This is a genomic window from Pseudomonas sp. LBUM1647, from assembly GCF_059716175.1.
The window spans coordinates 4573233-4591903 of sequence record NZ_CP166809.1 but is presented as its reverse complement, the minus strand read 5'-3'; the positions used below and the strand labels follow the sequence as shown (position 1 = coordinate 4591903).

Below are 18671 nucleotides of genomic sequence, written 5' to 3'. Positions count from 1 at the left end.
AAGGTTATGACTATGGCGACTTCTTCACAGGCAACACCTCAGGCTGCGGATTCAGCGCCAGGCGTCTGGCTGGCGACGGCCGATCCCCGCCACTATCAGCAAGTGGAACAGCGCGTGGTGGGCCAGCTGCTGCAAACGCTGCTGTATGAAAACGTCCTGCCGTATCGCCATTCGCCCCTCGATGGCGGCCAGTACCGTTTTGTCGTCAGCGGCGTCGATGCGCAGCAACAACCGGTGGAGTACCACTGCAGCGGATTGCTCAGCGAAAGCTTCGAGCTGATCCGCCTCGACTACGCCAGTCTCGAGCGCGTAGATGCGTTGGGCGCACGCAGTCGGCCGCATCTTCATCAAGCATTGGCGGAGCTGCTGAGCGAACTTCAGGACAGCCCGCACCTGCCACGCTTCACCCATGAACTGGAGCAGACCCTGCTCAAGGATCTGCAATCGCGCAGTCAGGGTTATCAAGCAGCCAAGCCAAGCCATCAACTGGATGTCGATGCGCTGGAACAGCACTTCATGGATGCCCACAGCTATCACCCTTGCTACAAATCGCGCATCGGTTTCTCGCTCAAGGACAACGCCCGTTACGGGCCTGAATTTGCCGCGCCCATCGCCATCGTCTGGCTGGCAGTGGCGAAAACCTGCGGGGCGATGAACATCTCGCAGCACCTGGATTACGACGGATTTATCCAGCAGGAATTCGGACTTCAACGCTGGCAGCAACTGGCTGAGAGCCTCACCGACCAAGGCAAGGCGGTGGGCGATTACTGGCTGATGCCGGTGCACCCGTGGCAGTGGGAAAACATCATCGTTCCGGTGTTCTACCCGGAGCTGGTCAGCGGTGAAGTGATCCATCTGGGCACCACGGATGACCGTTATCAGGCGCAGCAATCGATCCGCACCCTGGCCAACGTCACTGAAAAACGGCGGCCTTACGTCAAGCTCGCGCTGAGCATGACCAATACTTCCAGCACGCGAATTCTGGCCCGGCACACGGTGATGAACGGCCCGATCATCACCGACTGGTTGCAGCAGTTGATCGGCAGCGACAGCACCGCCCGTGATCTAGGTTTTGTGATTCTCGGCGAAGTGGTCGGCGTCAGCTTTGACTACGATCACCTGCCCGCCACGCGAATGTCCCAAGCCTACGGCACGATGGGCACCCTGTGGCGCGAGAGCATTCACCAGTACCTGCAAGACGACGAGCAAGCGGTGCCGTTCAATGGCTTGAGTTCCGTGGACAACCGCTACGGCAGCGGTACACAAACCCCGTTCATCGATGCGTGGATCGCTCAATACGGCCTGCACGCCTGGACCCGTCAACTGTTGCAGGTGGCAGTGTCGCCGATCATTCACATGCTGTACGCCGAAGGCATCGGCATGGAATCTCATGGGCAGAACATCGTCCTGATCGTGAAGCAGGGCTGGCCGCAACGTATTGCCCTGAAAGACTTCCATGACGGCGTGCGCTATTCACCGCAACACCTGGGGCGCCCCGATCTGTGCCCGACTCTGGTGCCGCTGCCCGCCAGCCACGCCAAGCTCAACCGCAACTCGTTCATCCTCACCGACGACCTGGATGCGGTCCGGGATTTTTCCTGTGACTCATTCTTTTTCATCGCCCTGGCCGAGATGGCGATCTTCCTGCATCAGCACTACCAACTGGAAGAAGCCTTGTTCTGGCAGATGACTGCCGAGGTCATCACTGCTTACCAGGCCGAACATCCGCAACACCGTCCGCGTTATGCAGCGTTTGATGTCTTCGCGCCGTTCTATGAAGTGGAAGAGCTGACCAAGCGCCGCCTGCTGGGCGACGGTGAACGTCGTTTCAAATCGGTGCCGAATCCGCTGCACGCGTTCCGGCCGCAATCATGCTGAGGACCAATCTGCTCAAGCAGAAGCTCAGAACAGGTGAGCCGGTCTACGGCCTGATCAGCTCGATTCCGTCGCCTGCGGCCATCGAACTGATTGCGGAGGCGGGTTTCGATTTTGTGATCATCGATATGGAACACGTGCTGATCAATCCCGAGACCGTGGAGAACATGATCCGCACCGCCGAGAGTTACGCGATGACCCCGCTGGTGCGGGTGGCCGACCTCAACCCGAAAACCCTGCTGCGCCTGCTCGATGGCGGCGCCCAGGGCATTGTCTTGCCGATGATCGAAGGCTCCGAGCCCTTGGCCGAAAGCATTCGAGCTTGCAAATACCACCCGCAGGGCACCCGCAGCCTGAATGCCGGTCGCCCCGGTGCCTTTGGCAAACACAGCCTGGCGGAGTACGTCGCGCTTGCCAACGAGCAAATCATGGTCGTGGCGATGATCGAAAGTGCCGAAGGGGTGCGTCGGGCGGCAGAAATTGCCGCCGTGCCCGGCCTCGACATGATCCTCGAAGGGGCCGCCGACTTGTCTCAATCGATGGGCATGCCCTGGCAGATCGACCGGCCCGAGGTGCAGCAAGCGCTGCTCTCCAGCTGGCAAGCGGCGAGTGCCGCGGGCGTGCCGTATTGCGCGATTCCACGTCAGCCGGGCGACCACGAACGATGGTTGGCTCGCGGCGTAAAAAGTTTTGTTTTGGGTGACGAGCGTGGCATCGCTTTTCGTGCCCTCCAGGCCAAATTGGCCGCCACTTCAGCAGAAGGAAAATAATCGGATGAACTTCACCGCAATGGCCGCCGACAGGGTGATGCAGGATTTGGTCGATTGTTTGCTGGCCGAACATTTTTTCGGTACCGAGCCGCTGAACCTGGTGGCGCCCGCAGCCGACCAGCCGTTTACCGGATTGAGAGCCGAACAGCGCATTTGGGAATGGCACAACGAGCCACAGGGTTCGATTTTTGTGGCCCTGCGTCCCGGTATCACTCAGCAATGGGAAAAAGTACCGGGTACGCCGGTTTGGGCTCGGCAGAATGAGCAACTGACGGAGCTGTCCCCCGAAGCCTTCATGACCCAGGTGTTGGCCGGAATGACTGATCGCTACCAGGACAATGAAAAGGGCTTTGCGCTGTTCCTCGACGTGCTGCGCACCAGCGTTCGGCAAACCGAGTTGTCCCTGGCCCATCGGGTCGACAGCGAACGCTTGCTGGAAAAGAGCAACGCGGACTTTTTCCTGACGATGGAACAGTGGGCCTCGTTGCGTGATCGTCCCTACCATCCGCTGGCCAAGGCCAAGCAGGGTTTGAGCGAAACCGAATATCAGCAGTATCAGGCGGAATTTGCCCGTCCGGTGGCGCTCAATTGGGTCGCGGTCGACCGCACGTTGCTGCAATGCGGCGACGGTGTGACGGACCTGGCGCAGAGTTATCCCGCTCAATACCTGTTGCCGCCACTGTTGCAGGCCAACTTGCATCAAGAGCTGCAGCAGCGGGGCATTGCCCAGAGCCACATTGCGCTGCCGGTGCACCCGTGGCAGTTCGAACACGTGCTGGAAGCGCAACTCGACGACGCGTTCGCCAAGGGGGATTGCCATCGACTGGACTTCACCGACGGTGATTTCTTCGCCACCTCGTCGTTGCGCTCGATGACCCCGTGCTTCAACAGTGCCGATTACCTCAAGTTGCCGATGGCGATTTATTCGCTGGGCGCTTCGCGTTATCTGCCCGCAGTAAAAATGATCAACGGCGGCTTGAGCGAGGCGCTGCTGCGCCAGGCACTGAGTAAAGATCAAACGCTGCAGCAGTCGCTGCACTTGTGCGACGAAACCAAATGGTGGGCGTTCATGCCGCCAGACGCCACGCTGTTCGACGAAGCGCCGCGTCACCTGTCGGCCATGGTTCGCGGCTATCCACCCGCGGTGCTCGAAGACCCGGACTGCCGACTGGTGCCCATGGCGGCATTGGGCACACCGCTGCCGGGCAGCAACCAGCACTTCTTCGATGACTGGATGAGCTACCGCCAACTGCCAGCCAATGCCGCGTCGGTTATGACGCTGTTCCGCGAGTTGTGCCACAGCTTCTTCGATATCAACCTGCGGATGTTCCGCATCGGCATGCTCGGTGAAATTCACGGGCAGAACGCGGTGCTGGTGTGGAAGGCCGGTTACGCCCAGGGCTTGCTGTTGCGCGATCACGATTCGTTGCGCATCTTCGTGCCGTGGCTGGAACGCAACGGCCTGGCCGACCCGGCTTACCGGCTGAAGAAGGGGCACGCCAACACGCTGTACCACGATCGCCCTGAAGACCTGCTGTTCTGGTTGCAGACCCTGGGTATTCAGGTCAACCTCCGCGCCATCATCGATACGCTGGCTGAGGTCTACGCATTGCCGGCGACCCAGTTGTGGACGGCGATGGGCGAAGTGCTCAACGAGTTGATCGACACCATCGAGTTTGACGCCGAGGCGCGGATCATGATCAAGCACCAGATGTTCGAAGCGCCACATTGGCCGCAGAAATTGCTGCTCACCCCGATGATCGAACGCGCGGGCGGCCCTGGCAGCATGCCGTTTGGCAAAGGCCAGGTGGTCAACCCGTTTCACAGGCTCGATCGTAATGCCTGAACTGCGACGAGATCCCTCCAGGCGCACGCTGTTGCGCCTGTCCCTGGGGGCGCTCGCTCTCAGGTTTTCCGCGCCGGCGTGGGCCGAAACCGGCGCCGCGCCGTTGCGGGTGGTCACCCTGTTTCAGGGCGCCACCGACTGCGCCGTGGTGTTGGGCGTGACCCCGTGTGGCGTGGTTGATTCCTGGAGCGAAAAACCGACCTATCGGTATTTGCGTGCGGCACTGGGCGCTGTGCCCCATGTCGGGCTGGAAACCCAGCCCAGCCTTGAAGACATCGCACTGCTGAAACCGGACTTGATCGTTGCCTCGCGCTTTCGCCATGAACGCATTGCACCGTTACTCAAGCAGATCGCCCCGGTGCTGATGCTGGAGGAAGTGTTTGAATTCAAGAAAACCCTGGCACTGATGGGCGCCGCCTTACACCAGCAACAAAGGGCCGACGAGATTCTGAACCGATGGCAGCAACGCGTGGCACAACTGTGCGAGCAACTGCAGCAGACATTTGCCGGACGCTGGCCACCCACGGTGTCGATTCTGGACATCCGCGAAGACCACATCCGCAGTTACTTGCCGGCGAGTTTTCCGGGCTCGGTGCTCACCGAACTGGGATTCAACTGGAGTGACGCCAGCCGGGAGGCGAGCGGGGTATCGATCAAACTCACCAGCAAGGAAAGCCTTGCGGTGGTGAATGCCGACATCTTTTTTGTCTTCCTGCGCGCGCAGAACGCGGCAGTGCAGCATAACTACGAGAGCCTGGTGCAGCACCCGCTGTGGAAGCAGATGCGTGCCCCGCAGCAAGGGCAGGTGTGGCAGGTCGATGGCGTCGCGTGGAGCCTGTCGGGCGGTATGTTGGGGGCCAACCTGATGCTCGACGACGTGGCCCGCGTGGCCGCCGCGCAGGTGGCCTCATGAGCCCGGGAGTAAAACTGTGCAGCGCGGGTGTCGTGTTGCTGCTGTGCTGCGTGTTGAGCCTGGCGGTCGGTGCTACCTGGATTCCACTGCCGCAGATTGCCGCGGCATTTGTCGATCCCGACCCGCTGAGTATCAGTCATGTACTGGTAACCACCACGCGCCTGTCGCGCACCCTGATGGCGATTTCCGTAGGCGCCAGTCTGGCGGTCGCGGGCGCCCTGATGCAGGCACTGACGCGCAATCCATTGGCATCACCCGGGTTGTTCGGGATCAATGCCGGTGCGACCTTTTTTATCATCCTGTTTTCCTCGATTTTCTCGCTGTCATCCCCGGATGCCTGGCTATGGTCTGCGTTCATTGGCGCTGGCGTGGCGGGATGTCTGGTGTGGCTGATCGGCAACATGGGGCAAGGCAGTCTCAGTCCGCTGCGCATCGTGCTGGCGGGCGCGGCGATCGCCGCGTTGTTCTCTGCCTTCAGCCAGGCGCTGCTGGTGGTGAACCAGGATGGCCTGGACACGGTGCTGTTCTGGATGGCCGGTTCACTGACGGAACGCAGCCTGTCGACCGCTGCGCCATTGTTGCTGTGTGGAGTGCTCGGGTTGTCAGGGGCGCTGTTGCTGGCCGGGCAGGTCAACGTGCTGAACGCCGGGGAAGAAATTGCCACAGGTCTGGGGCAGAGAACCGGCCTGATCCGGCTGCTGATGAGCGTGCTGGTGATCTGTCTCGCGGGCAGCGCGGTGGCGTTGGCCGGCAGCATTGGTTTCATCGGTCTTCTGGTGCCGCACATGGTGCGCAAGGGGTTGTCCATCGACCATCGCTGGTTGCTGCCCGGTTGTGCGCTGCTCGGCGCCATTCTGCTGCTGTTGGCGGATACGCTGTCGCGGGTTGTGATCCTGCCGCAGGAAGTACCGGTGGGGGTCATGACGGCGCTGTTCGGCGCACCGTTTTTCATCATGTTGGCCCGACGTGGAGGTCGTTATGGATAGGGTGGTGACGTGGCGCCGGGGCGGGTATTCCCGGCGGGTCAACCTCTCCACGTGGTGGCGGTTGGCGGCGGCGCTGGTGCTGACGGTGCTGGTGATGCTCGGCTCGTTATCGCTGGGGAAAGTCATCCTCTCGCCCCTCGAGGTGATGCGAATCCTGTTTTCCAGTCAGGACGCCAGCCTGACGTTGATCGTCGAGCAACTGCGTTTTCCACGCATTGTGCTGGCGGCGCTGGTGGGGGCTGCGTTGTCGGTGTCGGGGCTGATCCTGCAAAGCATCATCCGCAACCCGCTGGCTTCGCCCGACCTGCTGGGCATCACCAGCGGTGCCAGCGCCGCCGCTGTACTTTATCTGTCGTTCTTGTCCGCGACGCTGGGCCAACAGTTTCTGCCCCTGGCCGCGATGCTCGGTGCGGCTTTGGCGACACTGGCCATTTATCTGCTGGCCTGGAAACAGGGGGCCTCACCGCTGCGACTGGTGCTGATCGGCGTGGGCGTCTCGGCGATGTTGACGGCCGCGACCACCTTCATTCTGGTGTTCAGTCCGCTGACCACCACCTTGTCTGCCTATGTTTGGCTGACTGGCAGCGTGTACGGCGCCAGTTGGCCCGAACCGCTGGCACTTGCGAGCTGGTTGTTGGGCATTTGTCCGCTGCTGGTGCTGCTGGCCCGTCAGGTGATGGTGCAACAGTTGGATGACAACCTGGCCCAGGGCATCGGCGTGCGCGTGCAATGGCTGCGGGCCGGTTTGTTGCTGGTGAGTGTGGCGTTGGCCGGTGCGGCCATTGCCTGGGGTGGGGCGATCGCGTTTGTCGGGCTGATTGCGCCGCACATTGCCAAACGCCTGGTGGCCCCTGGTTTCGCTGGGCAGGCCGTGATGGCAGCCCTGATTGGCGCAAATCTGGTGATGCTGGCGGACCTGGTCGGGCGCACGCTGTTTTTGCCCCTGGATCTACCGGCCGGGATCTTTGTCGCGGTGCTGGGCACACCCTTTTTTCTCTATTTACTGATTAAACAGCGTCATTAAGGAATTCAACGTATGACGTCGATTGCAAGTCGCGGCCTGACCCTGAGTTATCAGCGCCAGGTGATTATTGACGCGCTGGACATGCAACTGCCCAAGGGCAAGATCTCGGTGCTGATTGGCAGTAACGGCTGCGGTAAAAGTACCTTGCTCAAATCCTTTGCCCGGTTGCTGAAACCGCAGCAGGGCTCGGTGATTCTCAACGGCGTGGATATCCAGCAAAAATCCACGGCGGCGGTGGCGCGTGAGTTGGCCATCCTGCCCCAGACACCGACGGCGCCGGAGGGCATTACCGTTCGCCAGCTCGTGGCCCTGGGCCGATACCCTTATCAGAGCTGGATGCAACAGTGGTCGGCCGAGGATGAAACCATGGTCAATCGCGCGCTGACGCAGACCAGTCTGCAGGCGCTGGCGGATCGGCCGGTGGACGCCTTGTCCGGTGGGCAGCGTCAGCGTGCGTGGATCGCCATGACCCTGGCCCAAGACACCGGCATTGTGCTGCTGGACGAGCCGACGACCTTCCTCGACCTGGCTCACCAGATTGAAGTGCTGGACCTGCTGCGCGACCTCAACCGGCTCGAGAACAAAACCATCATCATGGTGCTTCACGATCTCAACCTGGCCTGCCGTTATGCCGATCATATGGTCGCGGTGCATGACCGTACGGCATTTGCCCAGGGCCGGCCTGAGGACGTCTTGACACAGGCGCTGGTCAAAACCGTGTTCGACCTCAACTGCCGGATTATTCCTGATCCGTTCTTTGGTACGCCGATGTGCATCCCGTTTGGTCGGGAATTGCCGCAATGAGTCTGGCTCACCACTTCACCGCACAAGAGTGGAACGTGTTGGGCGGTGGGTTGCGGTTGAAGGACTGCGCCGAGCGCGACCCATTACGCTCTCTGATGGCGCGTGACCTGTTGCAGGAAGATGTGTGCGAGCGTTTGCTGGATGCATTGAGCCCGGTCATTGGCTCACCGTCGCGGGCGATCACCGCCTCGCTGCTGGGCAAGCGCCTGTCGTTCCTGGCCACCGGCGCCTGTTTGTACGCCATGTCGGTGTACGACAAAGGGCTGCTGCTGTCGCTGGACAACACGGTGATCGAGTACGGCCATGATGACGGGCTGTGGACGTCTTCGATGCCGCTGGCTCATTCCCTGCCGCTGACGTACGGGGCAGGTGAGCGCGAGGCCTGGCGGGAAACCCTGGTGCAGTCACTGTTTGCCGGGCTGTTGAAGCCGCTGTGGCAAACCTTCAACCGTGTGAGTGGCGTTTCACGGCGCATCTTGTGGGAAAACACCGCCGTACGCGTGTACTCGTTGTATGAAAAACGCATGGCAAAAATCGATGAGCCGTCGGTGCGCGAGCGCTATGAAGCGGACTTCAGGTGGTTGCTGACTCAGGCAGAACCTGCGCTGTTCGGCCTCGATTACAACCCGCTGAGCCATTTTCGCCGACCGCCGACACTGGTCGACGAGGGGCAGCGCAGCATTCGCTTTCGGCGAACGTGCTGCTTCTACTACCTGGCTACTGAGCCCGCTGAATATTGTTCGACCTGTCCACTGCTGCGTCCGGGGAAATGCCGATGAGTGATCAAATCAACCCACGCCAGCAGCTCGTCACCCCGGAGTTACTCAACGCCTACCGGTCGATCCCTTCGTCAACCATCGGCCATTTTTCCGATCGGGGATTCCTGCGGGGGATCAAGCCGCTGTTCAACAACATCCGCATGATCGGCAATGTCGTCACCGTTAAAGTCTTCCCGCCGGATGGCAGCATTTTGCGTGAAGCGCTGTTGCTGAGTGAGCCGGGCGACGTGCTGGTGATCGAATGTGTGGACGACGAGGAGTGTGGTTGTTGGGGCGAACTGCGCACCCTGGCCGGTCTGATCAAAGGGTTGGCCGGGGTGGTGGTGTCGGGTGCGGTCACGGATGTCAGCGCATTACGTCGCCATGGGTTGCCGATCTTTTGCCGGGACGTCAGTGCGTACACGACTCGTGGCATTGGTGCCCGCGGGGAAGTCAATCAGTCGATCAATGTGGGCGAGGTTCAGGTGCAGCCGGGGAGCCTGGCCATTGGTGATGATGACGGTGTCTTTATCCTCGATGCCCAGCGTGCGGCCGAGCTGCTTCCCGAGCTCTTGGTCAAAGAGGAAATGGACCAGCAGCGCAGGGACGGATTCTTGCAGAGGCTCATCAGCGAAGGGGCTGACTTCCCGAGCTGAAATGAAAAGGGGCAACTGTGCAGTTGCCCCTTTTTTTGCATCTTTCGGTCAGAAGCCGAATTTGTCTCGCAATCCGTAATACCAGGCGCCCAACGCAGCGAACGGTGTACGCAGCAGTTGTCCGCCGGGGAACGGGTAGTGGGGCAGGTCGGCAAACGCGTCGAAACGCTCGGCCTGGCCACGCAACGCTTCGGCCAGCACCTTGCCCGCCAGGTGCGTATAGGTCACGCCATGGCCGCTGCAGCCCTGGGAATAGTAGATGTTGTCGCCCAGGCGTCCGACCTGAGGAAGACGCGACAAGGTCAGCAGGAAATTGCCGGTCCAGGCGTAATCGATCTTCACGTCCTTGAGCTGCGGGAAGGCCTTGAGCATCTTCGGCCGAATAATCGCCTCGATGTTCGCCGGATCCCGCGCGCCATACACCACGCCACCGCCGAAGACCAGGCGCTTGTCGCCGGTCAAACGGTAGTAGTCGAGCAGGTAGTTGCAGTCCTCGACGCAATAATCCTGCGGCAACAGGCTCTTGGCCAATGCGTCGCCTAGAGGTTCCGTGGTGATCACCTGAGTCCCGCAGGGCATCGATTTGGCGGCCAGTTCAGGCACCAGATTGCCAAGATACGCATTGCCCGCAACGATGATGAACTTGGCCCTGACTTTGCCCTGAGGCGTATGCACCACCGGACTCGCGCCGCGCTCGATGCGCACCGCGGGCGATTGCTCATAAATAGTTCCGCCCAACGACTCCACAGCTGCCGCTTCGCCTAACACCAGGTTCAGCGGATGAATGTGCCCGCCGCTCATGTCGAGCATGCCGCCGATGTACTGATCGCAAGCGACCACTTCACGGATGCGACGCTGATCCATCAGTTCAAGCTGCGTGTGACCGAACCGCTCCCACAGACGCTTCTGGGATTCCAGATGACCCATCTGCTTGGCGGTAATGGCGGCGAATACGCCACCGTCCTTCAAGTCGCACTGGATATTATATTTGGCGACCCGCTCACGAATGATCCGCCCACCTTCGAACGCCATCTGCCCCAGCAACTGAGCCTGCTTGGGACCGACACTGCGCTCGATCACATCGATGTCGCGGCTATAACTGTTAACGATCTGGCCACCGTTACGCCCCGACGCACCAAAACCTACCTTCGCCGCTTCAAGCACCGTGACCCGGAAACCGTTTTCCAGCAGAAACAGGGCAGAGGACAGACCGGTGTAACCGGCACCGATCACACAGACATCAGTCTCCACGTCATCCTGCAAGGCCGGGCGCGGCGGAACCGCATTGGCCGATGCGGCGTAATAGGATTCCGGGTAGGGAGTGTTCGCCATCCTGCAGCCTCTGTTTAATATATTTTACGAGTGCATCGATCCTACCCGAGATAAAAATCGACCGCCAGCCACCGCAAAATCTTCTTTGCAGCCGCAAAATTAAATATTTTGCATATTCATAGGGTTAGCTCGAAAAAAGGTGTTGACACCCCTCCGGAATTCCGTAGAATGCCGCCTCACAGCAGGCACGTAGCTCAGTTGGTTAGAGCACCACCTTGACATGGTGGGGGTCGTTGGTTCGAGTCCAATCGCGCCTACCAAACAAAATCCGCTCTGCTGGGCGGTCTAGAAGGGCTCACCGAAAGGTGGGCCCTTTTTTGTTGTCTGTGTCCCGTCCTGAATAAGGTTTACACCTTCTGATCTGTTTTTCAGGAGGGCGTAATGGAATCAGCAAAAAGGCGTAGTCAGCGAGACTACACGCTGACCTTTAAATTGTCGGTCGTCGATCAGGTCGAAAAAGGCGAGCTGAGTTATAAAGAGGCTCAGGAGCGCTACGGGATTCAAGGCAAAACGACCGTTCTGACGTGGTTACGCAAGCACGGTCGGCAGGATTGGAGCCCAGGCACATACATTGGCTCGCCGAGGATGGGGTCTATGCCCGACAAAAACCGACCATTAACGCCAGAGCAACGCATCAAAGAGCTAGAAGAGCAGTTAGCTCTGTCCAATCAGAAAGCGCAGTTTTTCGAGGCGGTCGTGGATGTCTTGAAGAATGACTACGGTCTCTCTGTCGTAAAAAAGCGTCCCGGCAAGTCCTCGCGCAAAAACGAATCAAAAACCTGAGCATCAGCAGGGCTTGCCAGTTCATGGGGATAAGCCGACAGGCTTACTACAAACGCAATCGCGCCTACGCTGCTCGTCTGGGGCTGGATCAGAAGGTTGCCGATTTCGTTCAGCAAAAACGTCAGCGGCAGCCGCGTTTGGGCACCCGAAAGCTGCATTACTTGCTGCATTGCCAGCCTCAACTTGAACTGCAAGTGGGTCGAGATCGGCTGTTTTCGATTCTGCGGGAAAGACGTTTATTGGTAGCTCGCAAGCGGTCTTATCACAAGACGACCAATAGTCATCATCGCTTTCACCGCCACCCGAACCTGCTCAAGCCAGGTCCTGATCAGGTTGTACCAAGCGGCCCGGAACAAGTCTGGGTGGCTGACATCACCTATTTGCCAACTCAGGAAGGTGTGGCCTATCTGAGCCTTGTAACGGATGCTTTTTCGCGCAAGATCGTGGGCTATCACGTCCATGAAAGCCTTCACACCGAGTCGGTAGCACACGCGCTGCGCCGGGCGGTAAAGCACCGTCGGACAGAGCAGCCGTTGGTGCATCACTCAGATAGAGGTATCCAATATTGCTCGGGGATGTACCAAGCGTTGCACGCGAAATACGGCATTCGATGTTCAATGACGTGTACCAAGCGTTGCACGCGAAATACGGCATTCGATGTTCAATGACGGATGGCTATGACTGCTACCAAAATGCCTTGGCAGAGCGGGTCAACGGGATATTAAAGACAGAGCTTATGCTCCAGAGGCCGCAGGATTTGCTGCAAGCGAAGAAGATGGTGAGTGAATCGATATCGATCTATAACGGCGAGCGACCGCACCTGTCTTTGAAATACAAAACGCCCGATGCGGTGCATCGGGCGTTAGGGTGAAACAGGTGTAAACCTATTTCAGGACTAGACAGTGCCGTTTGGAAAAACGTTGGAAACGATTTGGAAAAACGAACCACCGTCAAAGCGTCAAATCGGCTTTCACCTTCATGTAAACCACTGCATTATCGCCGTGGCCCGCCTGGTAATGCTCAGTCATCTTCACGTCGGCATGACCTATCAGCCCCTGTATGTACTCCTGTGCAAAACCTTGCTGCTCGTATAGCCAGGCGCCGAGTGCGCGGATCTCGTGAAAGGTGGGGCGCTCACCTGCGGGCAACTCTTCGTAAGCCTTCGAATCGTCTCGCGCTTGGGCGAAGGACTTAGTCAGGTAGTCTGGCGTAACTGCATTCCAGTGTAGCTTCGCGTCAAGCTGTGCACGCTTACGCGCTTTTGGTGAGTAGTGGATCAGGTACGGACAGACGACCGGCGAGCGCACGCACTCCATGACCACCTCCCGCAGCGCCTGGCCCATGACAATCTCCAAGTGCACCGGCTTTCCGTAGTTCTGCGTCTTCCCGGGCGAAACCTTTATGGTGTTCTGCTCGAGGTCCACAGCCGTTTTCGGCCACATCACGATATCTTCCCGCCGCTGAAGACTCAGCAGACCCAAACGTATGGCTCGCTTGAGCCAGATCGGCGTCCCCACGTATTCCAAAATCTTGTTAAGCCCTTCGACCGTGTGTCGCTGGCGCTTCTTCTCGGCTTCCTTCTTGACCAGGGTCAGTTCGGCGGAGTTGCGATCGCACAGGCCCTTGGCCACCGCGAACGCGAACACTTGGACCAGCAGCCCTCGATGCTTGGTGTAGGCGTTGTTCTCGAAACCGTCCAGATACTCGGCGATTGTGAGCACATCAAGCTGACCCACCATCCTGCTGCCCAAGTCCTCCTTGTACCGAGCAAGTTTGAATCTGATCTCTTTGAGTGTTCTGTCTGCGTAGCCGCGCCCGGTCAGCCACTCCTTTTCGAATCGTTCAAGAAGATAGGTAAAGGTCGGGGCACGCTCGCCAGTGAGCGTTGCGGAATCTCGCCCAGTGTTCCCTGGCTGTATCGCCATCCATTGATCAGCACCACCGCATCGCAGCGCTCCATCAGCGCCAGGGTGCCATCGAGGAAGAACTGGTCCTGATCAGGCAGGTCATCGTCGGAGTGCGCGGTGTTCGTATGCGGGCAGATAGGGAACCAGCCAAGGCGAGCAGTACTGACCGCCACCGATCTGGCCACCGCGATGTTTTCGGCGATCAGTTCGCGGGTCGCAGCTCGGTATGGCCCGGCCACGTAGATCACCGGGATTTTGTTTTCTGTGGGCATGGGGCGTCCTAGCCGGGTCATGCCCGGGCGGTGGAGGGTGGTGAGGGATCAGCTACAGTTGAGCGATCAGCCAATGGAGGTGCGAGATGGCCCTTTACTGCGTAAATGCGGTTCGGATCAGCGAGGGTGGTGACATCCAAGCGTTGAGAGGTTTTGAAACGAACGGTTTAACCAGGGCGGTTATTGGCTCAGAGAGAGTATTTTCAATCCCGGAGTTGCTGGGCTTAATTACTCAAGGCGATTCATTCGATTTGTCGTTCATTGGTGAAAATGGCGGCAAGGTTTCTGGTGGCCTGATCCTGCCTGACGGCCGTGGTTCGGTCCGCGCGGAGCGTGGTGGACAGGATAGGGAGGTCACAGATTTACCAAGATTTTAAGGCTGTTCATTCCAGCTGCCGAAGAATCCGCATTCCGATCCAGCGAACGACGGTGACCGCCTTGATGTGCTCGATCCAGATCATGCGGAGACTGCGTATTTCGAGTCGATAAATGATCAAGTCCCCGTCGTTTGGGCAGGTGGCTGCGAACGTGTGCCGGTAAATATTCATAGGGGATCCTCGCCGGCTGGCGTGATTCGTTGAAGTGGGGTATTTGTGTTCGGCCCGGCATGGAGCCGGATCAAGGAGAGCGAAATGGTGTTAGTGGATAGGCCGTACCCAGTTGTCTATGAACATCGAGGCGTTAAAGCGAAGATTGATTTCGAATGGGATAGCGACAGCGATTCTGTGCCAACAGGACTTAGAATCGCTGTTGAGATAAAAGAAAGGCAGGTTGAAGCAATCCGTGAAAATGCCAAGTACAACAGCTTCAATGAGGCGTTAGCCCGCGGTAAAGCATTGGCGAGGCTAGACATCGATTTGACTCTTGGGCCTGATCTTTCGGCTTGAGAACAGTACTCAGCGCAATAGGTTAGGGTGGGTCAGGCGGCTGGCGCAGAGTCGTGAAAAACGTCCATCTGTGCCGCGCCGTCGAGCCAGGCCGCAGCGGCCCGGCGCTCTGCCATTGCGGCATAGTCCGGATTGAGCCTGGCGAAAAAGAGTCATAGGTGATTCTCAGCCAGGTGTTTATTCCTTCGGGCGGCGGCTAGAGAGTCTCGCTGATCCGCTCATATTCGGATTCTAGCCATGCCGCATGGTCCCGAGCCTCCTTGATGGTCGAGAATGAATCCACGTTCTTTCCACACTCGGTATCGACGGCGAACTTCGCGGTGCCATTGATAGAGCGATCGACGACTTGGTATTTCATGATGGGACCCTCGGGCTTGGAGCCGGGTGGTTGGATAGCGCAAAGGTCGTTCGAGTCAGCGTACTCAGAAAGCGACTCTTCGACGTGCGCGATGCCGGACAGAACGACATGATGATGAGGGCGATGATTTCCGCCTGAGTGACCAAGAACAGGTACCCGTCGTGGATGACGTGCAATTCAGCGTTAGAAATCCGCCTGGCCAGTAGGTACGTGTTGACCCGCGGGATCAGTGAAACGTTCAAATGGGTTGATTTATTCCCTCCGCGCGGCAGAAATCCTGCCAGGACGTTCAGCGCAAGTGGGTGAGGGTGGGTCAGGCTGCTTGGCTTTCCTGTTTGGGTGGCCATTCCGCAAAGCCGACCTTTGGCGCCTTCGTTTTAGGGTTGATGATCGGCTTGCCCTTGGCGTCGGTCAGAACTGCCTTTGACCTGATCCGCATATCGCGGCATTGAAGCGTCTTACGGGCCAGCTCAATGAACTGCTCGGCGTACTGAGGCGCATCAAACAGCGGGGAGAGCTGGCGCACCGTACCCCCCCCCATTATTTGCTCGGTCTTCTTCTCGACCAAGACCAGCCATTCAGCCAGTGGGATTTGCTCAACGCCGCCTGGCGCCTGAAGATTCTTGCGGGTCCCTTTGATGCGCTTCTTGGCTTCGGCGAAGGCGACAGGGCGGGTCATGCCAAACACTGCAAATGTGCTCATGGGGTATCTCCAGACAGGCGCCTGCCTCGCCGGCTGGCGTGATTCGTTGAAGTGGGGTATTTGTGTTTGGCCCGGCATGGAGCCGGATCAAGGAGTCGCAGATGAGTTCGATAGACGATGTCGCGGTGGTCCAGCACAAGGGCCTTACATTCAATGCTGTCCCATATTTAACCAATGGCAGAATTTCAAAGTTTCTGATCATGAAGCCAGGGTCAGACGAGGTACTTCACAACGTTGAAGGCCCGTGGATATCCGAAGAAATGGCCAGGCTGAACATCAAAGAGCGGGTCATCGGCCTGATCGACTCAGGAGCGCTTTAATCATCTCGGCCTATTCGCAACTCTTCCCGCCGATAGGCCAGCTCCAACTTCCGCGACACATTTTCGCTAATCGTGATTTCGTGGCGCGGCGGATCCAGCATCGGCAGGCACTTTTGAGGCCCCATCGCATGCAGATGGTGAATCATCAGCGTGATCGCCTCGCCCTGTTCCTCTATGCCGCTCCAGGCCATCAGCTCAGCCAGTGCTTGGCGGGTTCCGGCCATGCAATGCAGCCTGATTTCTTCCTCGCCGCGGCTCTTCTTCTTTGTCGCGGACTTCGCTGACCGTTCCGCATTGCTCTTGGCCATGGCCTGCCTCTTCAATTCCGTGGGCCGGTATATCGAGCCATGTCTGTCGTCGGCGCTGGCGCACCTGGTTGCTGAGGCGCTTCATGATGTGAACTTGAAGCCGTTTTCCCGGGCGATGAAGCGAACCGCGCTTACTGGTGCCTCCTTGCCGATCAGCACGTTGTTAATTCAGGCTTTGGATTTGGCTTGCTGTATCTGACCTGTGAATCATTGAGCGGCCTCACGGTCATATCGCTGACCTTTGCATTCAGGACGTTCAAATGAAGCGTGCAGTAATAATGTTCATGGCCATTTCAGGCTCTCTTCTGCTGGGAGGCTGTGGGCCTCACTGGGACGACGGAGAAAGGTACGGTCGAGATCGTGATCGAGGTCATGATTACCGTCGTGGATACGACCGAGGTTATGACGATGATCGAGGGTATGACCGCAGATATGATCGTCGTGACAATGATCAGGGGTATGAGCGCAATCATGGTCGTGATCGTGACGATAGAGACGACTGAATGCGCTTGTCTTCAGCGGCACGGGTGCCAGTGATTCAGGCGTAAGATAGCGGTGCTACCTCATCAAAAAAGGAGCCGCATATGATCGCCGACCAAATGAACAAGCAGGTATCTGTGGACAGAGCTGTTTGGGATCAATACTTCTGCGCTGCGTTGATTGCGGAAAGCAATTTGACGGCACCGGTCGTAGGAGGGGCTACTCATGAAGACAGGCAGAACCTGTTGATTGAAAGGGCCAAAGCTCTCGCCGACAAGATGATGGAAAACAGAAAATAACCAGAGCCGAGCCATCGCGCTGGGCTCTTCACATCTGGATCTCGGCATCGGTGCAGCGGCAGGGCAGGTGTGCGGGTTTGATCGCCGTTAGCATCGAAAACCTCAAGTGCCTTCCAGCGTTTTCAAAAACTCCCGGATGTGTCCGGCCGCCTCTTCAGGCGCAACCTGAAGCAGGCAGTGCGGTGCTTCGATTTCAATGATTCGTGTATCACGGTTCATTGAAGAGACCAGCGCAGACGCTGCCCCGGGAACCACCGAATCATGTGTAGCGCGAAGGTAAATAGTCGGTACGCTGACTTGGGCGAGCTTGGCGGATACGTCAACGGCAAGAACCGATCGTAGTCGTGAACGCATGACCGAAGGGCTCACTTGAGTGATGACCTGACGTAGAGCTGCGCGCAAGGCACTCGTGGACAATTGGCCGAGCAATACATTGCTGATCCATCCGACAGGTGCAAAGCTGAACGGCAGTGCGCCTAACAAAAAACTGAAGTAACTGAATATCGGTCTTGGGTTGCGTGCGAATGTGCTGCATAGCACGAGTCCCACCTGCTGGGGGAGTTGCCTGGCGCTCAGAGAAATAGCGATCGGTCCCGAGAAGGATTCACCCAGCAGCACGAATGGGCGGTCGGTTGGCAGCGACTCTCGGACGAGTGACTCCAGCGCTGTGTAGCTCAGCGGAATATTGGGGGGATAGGTGATGATTAGCGTATCGAATTCGCGCTCCATGATGGATGCAAAGGCTGCGAACAATTCACCTGTTCCGTCCATTCCAGGTAGTAGAACCAGTGTGGGAGTTGATCGATTCATGTCTTCCGTCCTTGGTGAGCGGTAATGGAAGGCCCGCAGCGCAAGATGATACTGGTGCTGTAACAGGTGATCATGATGGGTGAGTTAGCGGTCAATCGCGTACTGGATAACCACAAGCCTGGAGTAGTCGCCAGGCACTGTAACGAGGGGATTGCCCCCTCGTTACAAATGTTGCATGAAGAGCATGAATCACTACTGATGTGGTTCATCTCAACAATGTCGGACCTGCGTGGTAGGTCCAACCAACTAAAACCAATCTTACCTGGCGTTCAACTTCTTCAGTTCTTCATAAGTCGCCGACTGTACAAACCAGAAGCCGGAGATGATGCACCACGTCAGGGTGCCGGTAATGAAAACGCCTGCCCCGGACCAGAAGCCCTGAACGAAGATCATGACCACTGCGGCGATCCAGATAACGGCCAGTGCGACGTACAGAACTACGTTGTTTACGCCAATTACGAACTCTTTCACGTCTATTCCCTTTTGAATGTTTATCCTCTGACTCCTTACGCAAGGGTCAGTGGGCGGCATGATAGGGAGATAGCTGGCTGTTCGCCAGTCATGTCATGGCCTGCAGGCA

General features: G+C 58.2%; 22 protein-coding genes, 1 tRNA gene and 2 pseudogenes. 16 read left to right on the top strand and 9 right to left on the bottom strand.

Going from position 1 to position 18671, the window contains the following annotated elements; all coding sequences use genetic code 11:
* Positions 1 to 6: 6 nt before the first annotated feature.
* Genes ACA059_RS21030 through ACA059_RS20990 form a run of 9 tightly spaced genes read left to right on the top strand, consistent with a single transcriptional unit; the run spans position 7 to position 9632 of the window.
* Positions 7 to 1878, top strand: a complete 1872-nt coding sequence (locus tag ACA059_RS21030; protein WP_497630841.1) for an IucA/IucC family protein — start codon at positions 7 to 9, stop codon at positions 1876 to 1878.
* The gene (locus ACA059_RS21025) at positions 1872 to 2645 is read left to right on the top strand and encodes an HpcH/HpaI aldolase family protein (protein ID WP_497630840.1); all 774 of its coding nucleotides are present in this window, start codon (positions 1872 to 1874) and stop codon (positions 2643 to 2645) included. Before ACA059_RS21030 ends, ACA059_RS21025 begins: the two co-directional genes overlap by 7 nt.
* Before the next feature lie 4 nt (positions 2646 to 2649).
* Complete coding sequence (locus ACA059_RS21020; RefSeq protein ID WP_497630839.1) at positions 2650 to 4491, top strand: IucA/IucC family protein; 1842 nt, start codon at positions 2650 to 2652, stop codon at positions 4489 to 4491.
* A complete protein-coding gene (locus tag ACA059_RS21015; RefSeq protein ID WP_497630838.1) occupies positions 4484 to 5404 on the top strand; it encodes an ABC transporter substrate-binding protein in 921 nt (306 codons plus the stop codon). The genes ACA059_RS21020 and ACA059_RS21015 overlap by 8 nt, the downstream gene beginning before the upstream one ends.
* Positions 5401 to 6390, top strand: a complete 990-nt coding sequence (locus ACA059_RS21010; RefSeq protein ID WP_497630837.1) for a FecCD family ABC transporter permease — start codon at positions 5401 to 5403, stop codon at positions 6388 to 6390. The genes ACA059_RS21015 and ACA059_RS21010 overlap by 4 nt, the downstream gene beginning before the upstream one ends.
* Positions 6383 to 7414 carry a FecCD family ABC transporter permease gene (locus tag ACA059_RS21005; protein ID WP_497630836.1) on the top strand — a complete coding sequence of 344 codons (1032 nt, stop codon included), beginning with the start codon at positions 6383 to 6385 and terminating at the stop codon, positions 7412 to 7414. The genes ACA059_RS21010 and ACA059_RS21005 overlap by 8 nt, the downstream gene beginning before the upstream one ends.
* A gap of 12 nt (positions 7415 to 7426) precedes the next feature.
* Entirely contained in the window at positions 7427 to 8218 is a 792-nt protein-coding gene (locus ACA059_RS21000; RefSeq protein WP_056744436.1) for an ABC transporter ATP-binding protein, read from the top strand.
* Positions 8215 to 8997, top strand: a complete 783-nt coding sequence (locus ACA059_RS20995) for an IucA/IucC family C-terminal-domain containing protein (protein ID WP_497630835.1) — start codon at positions 8215 to 8217, stop codon at positions 8995 to 8997. The genes ACA059_RS21000 and ACA059_RS20995 overlap by 4 nt, the downstream gene beginning before the upstream one ends.
* The gene (locus ACA059_RS20990) at positions 8988 to 9632 is read left to right on the top strand and encodes an RraA family protein (RefSeq protein ID WP_497634703.1); all 645 of its coding nucleotides are present in this window, start codon (positions 8988 to 8990) and stop codon (positions 9630 to 9632) included. The genes ACA059_RS20995 and ACA059_RS20990 overlap by 10 nt, the downstream gene beginning before the upstream one ends.
* A gap of 48 nt (positions 9633 to 9680) precedes the next feature.
* Here the strand turns inward: ACA059_RS20990 and ACA059_RS20985 are convergent, their stop codons facing one another.
* Positions 9681 to 10964: an NAD(P)/FAD-dependent oxidoreductase gene (locus tag ACA059_RS20985; RefSeq protein WP_347802679.1), complete on the bottom strand. Its 1284-nt coding sequence runs from the start codon at positions 10962 to 10964 to the stop codon at positions 9681 to 9683.
* 183 nt (positions 10965 to 11147) lie between these two features.
* On the opposite strand from ACA059_RS20985, the gene ACA059_RS20980 reads away from it, so the two are divergent.
* Positions 11148 to 11224, top strand: a tRNA-Val gene (locus ACA059_RS20980).
* Positions 11225 to 11345: 121 nt separating this feature from the next.
* A pseudogene (locus ACA059_RS20975) lies at positions 11346 to 12618 on the top strand (IS3 family transposase).
* A 79-nt stretch (positions 12619 to 12697) separates the two neighbouring features.
* Here ACA059_RS20975 and ACA059_RS20970 read toward each other — a convergent pair.
* Together ACA059_RS20970 and ACA059_RS20965 are read right to left on the bottom strand one after the other, a co-directional pair.
* The gene (locus ACA059_RS20970; protein ID WP_497630834.1) at positions 12698 to 13486 is read right to left on the bottom strand and encodes a tyrosine-type recombinase/integrase; all 789 of its coding nucleotides are present in this window, start codon (positions 13484 to 13486) and stop codon (positions 12698 to 12700) included.
* Between the two features lie 80 nt (positions 13487 to 13566).
* A complete protein-coding gene (locus ACA059_RS20965; RefSeq protein WP_497630833.1) occupies positions 13567 to 13926 on the bottom strand; it encodes a DUF7768 domain-containing protein in 360 nt (119 codons plus the stop codon).
* A gap of 86 nt (positions 13927 to 14012) precedes the next feature.
* Between ACA059_RS20965 and ACA059_RS20960 the strand changes: the two genes are divergently transcribed.
* Both ACA059_RS20960 and ACA059_RS20955 read left to right on the top strand, forming a co-directional pair.
* On the top strand, positions 14013 to 14303 hold the full coding sequence (locus tag ACA059_RS20960; RefSeq protein WP_497630832.1) for a hypothetical protein: 291 nt from the start codon (positions 14013 to 14015) through the stop codon (positions 14301 to 14303).
* A gap of 255 nt (positions 14304 to 14558) precedes the next feature.
* Positions 14559 to 14813, top strand: coding sequence for a hypothetical protein (locus ACA059_RS20955; protein WP_056744446.1), 255 nt, complete (start codon positions 14559 to 14561; stop codon positions 14811 to 14813).
* A 32-nt stretch (positions 14814 to 14845) separates the two neighbouring features.
* Here ACA059_RS20955 and ACA059_RS20950 read toward each other — a convergent pair.
* The 3 genes and pseudogenes from ACA059_RS20950 to ACA059_RS20940 form a co-directional block, all read right to left on the bottom strand.
* Positions 14846 to 14950 (bottom strand): annotated as a pseudogene (locus ACA059_RS20950) (site-specific DNA-methyltransferase); the annotation flags it as partial.
* Positions 14951 to 15009: 59 nt separating this feature from the next.
* Positions 15010 to 15171, bottom strand: a complete 162-nt coding sequence (locus ACA059_RS20945) for a hypothetical protein (protein WP_497630831.1) — start codon at positions 15169 to 15171, stop codon at positions 15010 to 15012.
* Positions 15172 to 15484: 313 nt separating this feature from the next.
* On the bottom strand, positions 15485 to 15874 hold the full coding sequence (locus ACA059_RS20940) for a hypothetical protein (protein WP_497630830.1): 390 nt from the start codon (positions 15872 to 15874) through the stop codon (positions 15485 to 15487).
* Positions 15875 to 15975: 101 nt separating this feature from the next.
* Here ACA059_RS20940 and ACA059_RS20935 point away from each other — a divergent pair, with 101 nt between their 5' ends.
* On the top strand, positions 15976 to 16194 hold the full coding sequence (locus tag ACA059_RS20935) for a hypothetical protein (protein WP_497630829.1): 219 nt from the start codon (positions 15976 to 15978) through the stop codon (positions 16192 to 16194).
* Here the strand turns inward: ACA059_RS20935 and ACA059_RS20930 are convergent.
* Complete coding sequence (locus ACA059_RS20930) at positions 16191 to 16502, bottom strand: hypothetical protein (RefSeq protein WP_497630828.1); 312 nt, start codon at positions 16500 to 16502, stop codon at positions 16191 to 16193. The two genes, ACA059_RS20935 and ACA059_RS20930, sit on opposite strands and share 4 nt — an antisense overlap.
* A 260-nt stretch (positions 16503 to 16762) precedes the next feature.
* Here ACA059_RS20930 and ACA059_RS20925 point away from each other — a divergent pair, with 260 nt between their 5' ends.
* Together ACA059_RS20925 and ACA059_RS20920 are read left to right on the top strand one after the other, a co-directional pair.
* Positions 16763 to 17005 carry a hypothetical protein gene (locus tag ACA059_RS20925; RefSeq protein WP_497630827.1) on the top strand — a complete coding sequence of 81 codons (243 nt, stop codon included), beginning with the start codon at positions 16763 to 16765 and terminating at the stop codon, positions 17003 to 17005.
* An 81-nt stretch (positions 17006 to 17086) separates the two neighbouring features.
* On the top strand, positions 17087 to 17281 hold the full coding sequence (locus ACA059_RS20920) for a hypothetical protein (protein ID WP_129443068.1): 195 nt from the start codon (positions 17087 to 17089) through the stop codon (positions 17279 to 17281).
* 102 nt (positions 17282 to 17383) lie between these two features.
* Here the strand turns inward: ACA059_RS20920 and ACA059_RS20915 are convergent, their stop codons facing one another.
* Complete coding sequence (locus ACA059_RS20915) at positions 17384 to 18091, bottom strand: alpha/beta fold hydrolase (protein WP_497630826.1); 708 nt, start codon at positions 18089 to 18091, stop codon at positions 17384 to 17386.
* Between the two features lie 258 nt (positions 18092 to 18349).
* On the bottom strand, positions 18350 to 18562 hold the full coding sequence (locus ACA059_RS20910; RefSeq protein ID WP_033061943.1) for a hypothetical protein: 213 nt from the start codon (positions 18560 to 18562) through the stop codon (positions 18350 to 18352).
* Positions 18563 to 18671: the final 109 nt, after the last annotated feature.

What these genes read in the sequence shown, in the direction of transcription:
- ACA059_RS21030 (WP_497630841.1), top strand. Translation starts at nt 7, where the DNA reads ATGACTATGGCGACTTCTTCACAGGCAACACCTCAGGCTGCGGATTCA.
- ACA059_RS21025 (WP_497630840.1), top strand. Translation starts at nt 1,872, where the DNA reads ATGCTGAGGACCAATCTGCTCAAGCAGAAGCTCAGAACAGGTGAGCCG.
- ACA059_RS21020 (WP_497630839.1), top strand. Translation starts at nt 2,650, where the DNA reads ATGAACTTCACCGCAATGGCCGCCGACAGGGTGATGCAGGATTTGGTC.
- ACA059_RS21015 (WP_497630838.1), top strand. Translation starts at nt 4,484, where the DNA reads ATGCCTGAACTGCGACGAGATCCCTCCAGGCGCACGCTGTTGCGCCTG.
- ACA059_RS21010 (WP_497630837.1), top strand. Translation starts at nt 5,401, where the DNA reads ATGAGCCCGGGAGTAAAACTGTGCAGCGCGGGTGTCGTGTTGCTGCTG.
- ACA059_RS21005 (WP_497630836.1), top strand. Translation starts at nt 6,383, where the DNA reads ATGGATAGGGTGGTGACGTGGCGCCGGGGCGGGTATTCCCGGCGGGTC.
- ACA059_RS21000 (WP_056744436.1), top strand. Translation starts at nt 7,427, where the DNA reads ATGACGTCGATTGCAAGTCGCGGCCTGACCCTGAGTTATCAGCGCCAG.
- ACA059_RS20995 (WP_497630835.1), top strand. Translation starts at nt 8,215, where the DNA reads ATGAGTCTGGCTCACCACTTCACCGCACAAGAGTGGAACGTGTTGGGC.
- ACA059_RS20990 (WP_497634703.1), top strand. Translation starts at nt 8,988, where the DNA reads ATGCCGATGAGTGATCAAATCAACCCACGCCAGCAGCTCGTCACCCCG.
- ACA059_RS20985 (WP_347802679.1), bottom strand. Translation starts at nt 10,964, where the DNA reads ATGGCGAACACTCCCTACCCGGAATCCTATTACGCCGCATCGGCCAAT.
- ACA059_RS20970 (WP_497630834.1), bottom strand. Translation starts at nt 13,486, where the DNA reads ATGGTGGGTCAGCTTGATGTGCTCACAATCGCCGAGTATCTGGACGGT.
- ACA059_RS20965 (WP_497630833.1), bottom strand. Translation starts at nt 13,926, where the DNA reads ATGCCCACAGAAAACAAAATCCCGGTGATCTACGTGGCCGGGCCATAC.
- ACA059_RS20960 (WP_497630832.1), top strand. Translation starts at nt 14,013, where the DNA reads ATGGCCCTTTACTGCGTAAATGCGGTTCGGATCAGCGAGGGTGGTGAC.
- ACA059_RS20955 (WP_056744446.1), top strand. Translation starts at nt 14,559, where the DNA reads ATGGTGTTAGTGGATAGGCCGTACCCAGTTGTCTATGAACATCGAGGC.
- ACA059_RS20945 (WP_497630831.1), bottom strand. Translation starts at nt 15,171, where the DNA reads ATGAAATACCAAGTCGTCGATCGCTCTATCAATGGCACCGCGAAGTTC.
- ACA059_RS20940 (WP_497630830.1), bottom strand. Translation starts at nt 15,874, where the DNA reads ATGAGCACATTTGCAGTGTTTGGCATGACCCGCCCTGTCGCCTTCGCC.
- ACA059_RS20935 (WP_497630829.1), top strand. Translation starts at nt 15,976, where the DNA reads ATGAGTTCGATAGACGATGTCGCGGTGGTCCAGCACAAGGGCCTTACA.
- ACA059_RS20930 (WP_497630828.1), bottom strand. Translation starts at nt 16,502, where the DNA reads ATGGCCAAGAGCAATGCGGAACGGTCAGCGAAGTCCGCGACAAAGAAG.
- ACA059_RS20925 (WP_497630827.1), top strand. Translation starts at nt 16,763, where the DNA reads ATGAAGCGTGCAGTAATAATGTTCATGGCCATTTCAGGCTCTCTTCTG.
- ACA059_RS20920 (WP_129443068.1), top strand. Translation starts at nt 17,087, where the DNA reads ATGATCGCCGACCAAATGAACAAGCAGGTATCTGTGGACAGAGCTGTT.
- ACA059_RS20915 (WP_497630826.1), bottom strand. Translation starts at nt 18,091, where the DNA reads ATGAATCGATCAACTCCCACACTGGTTCTACTACCTGGAATGGACGGA.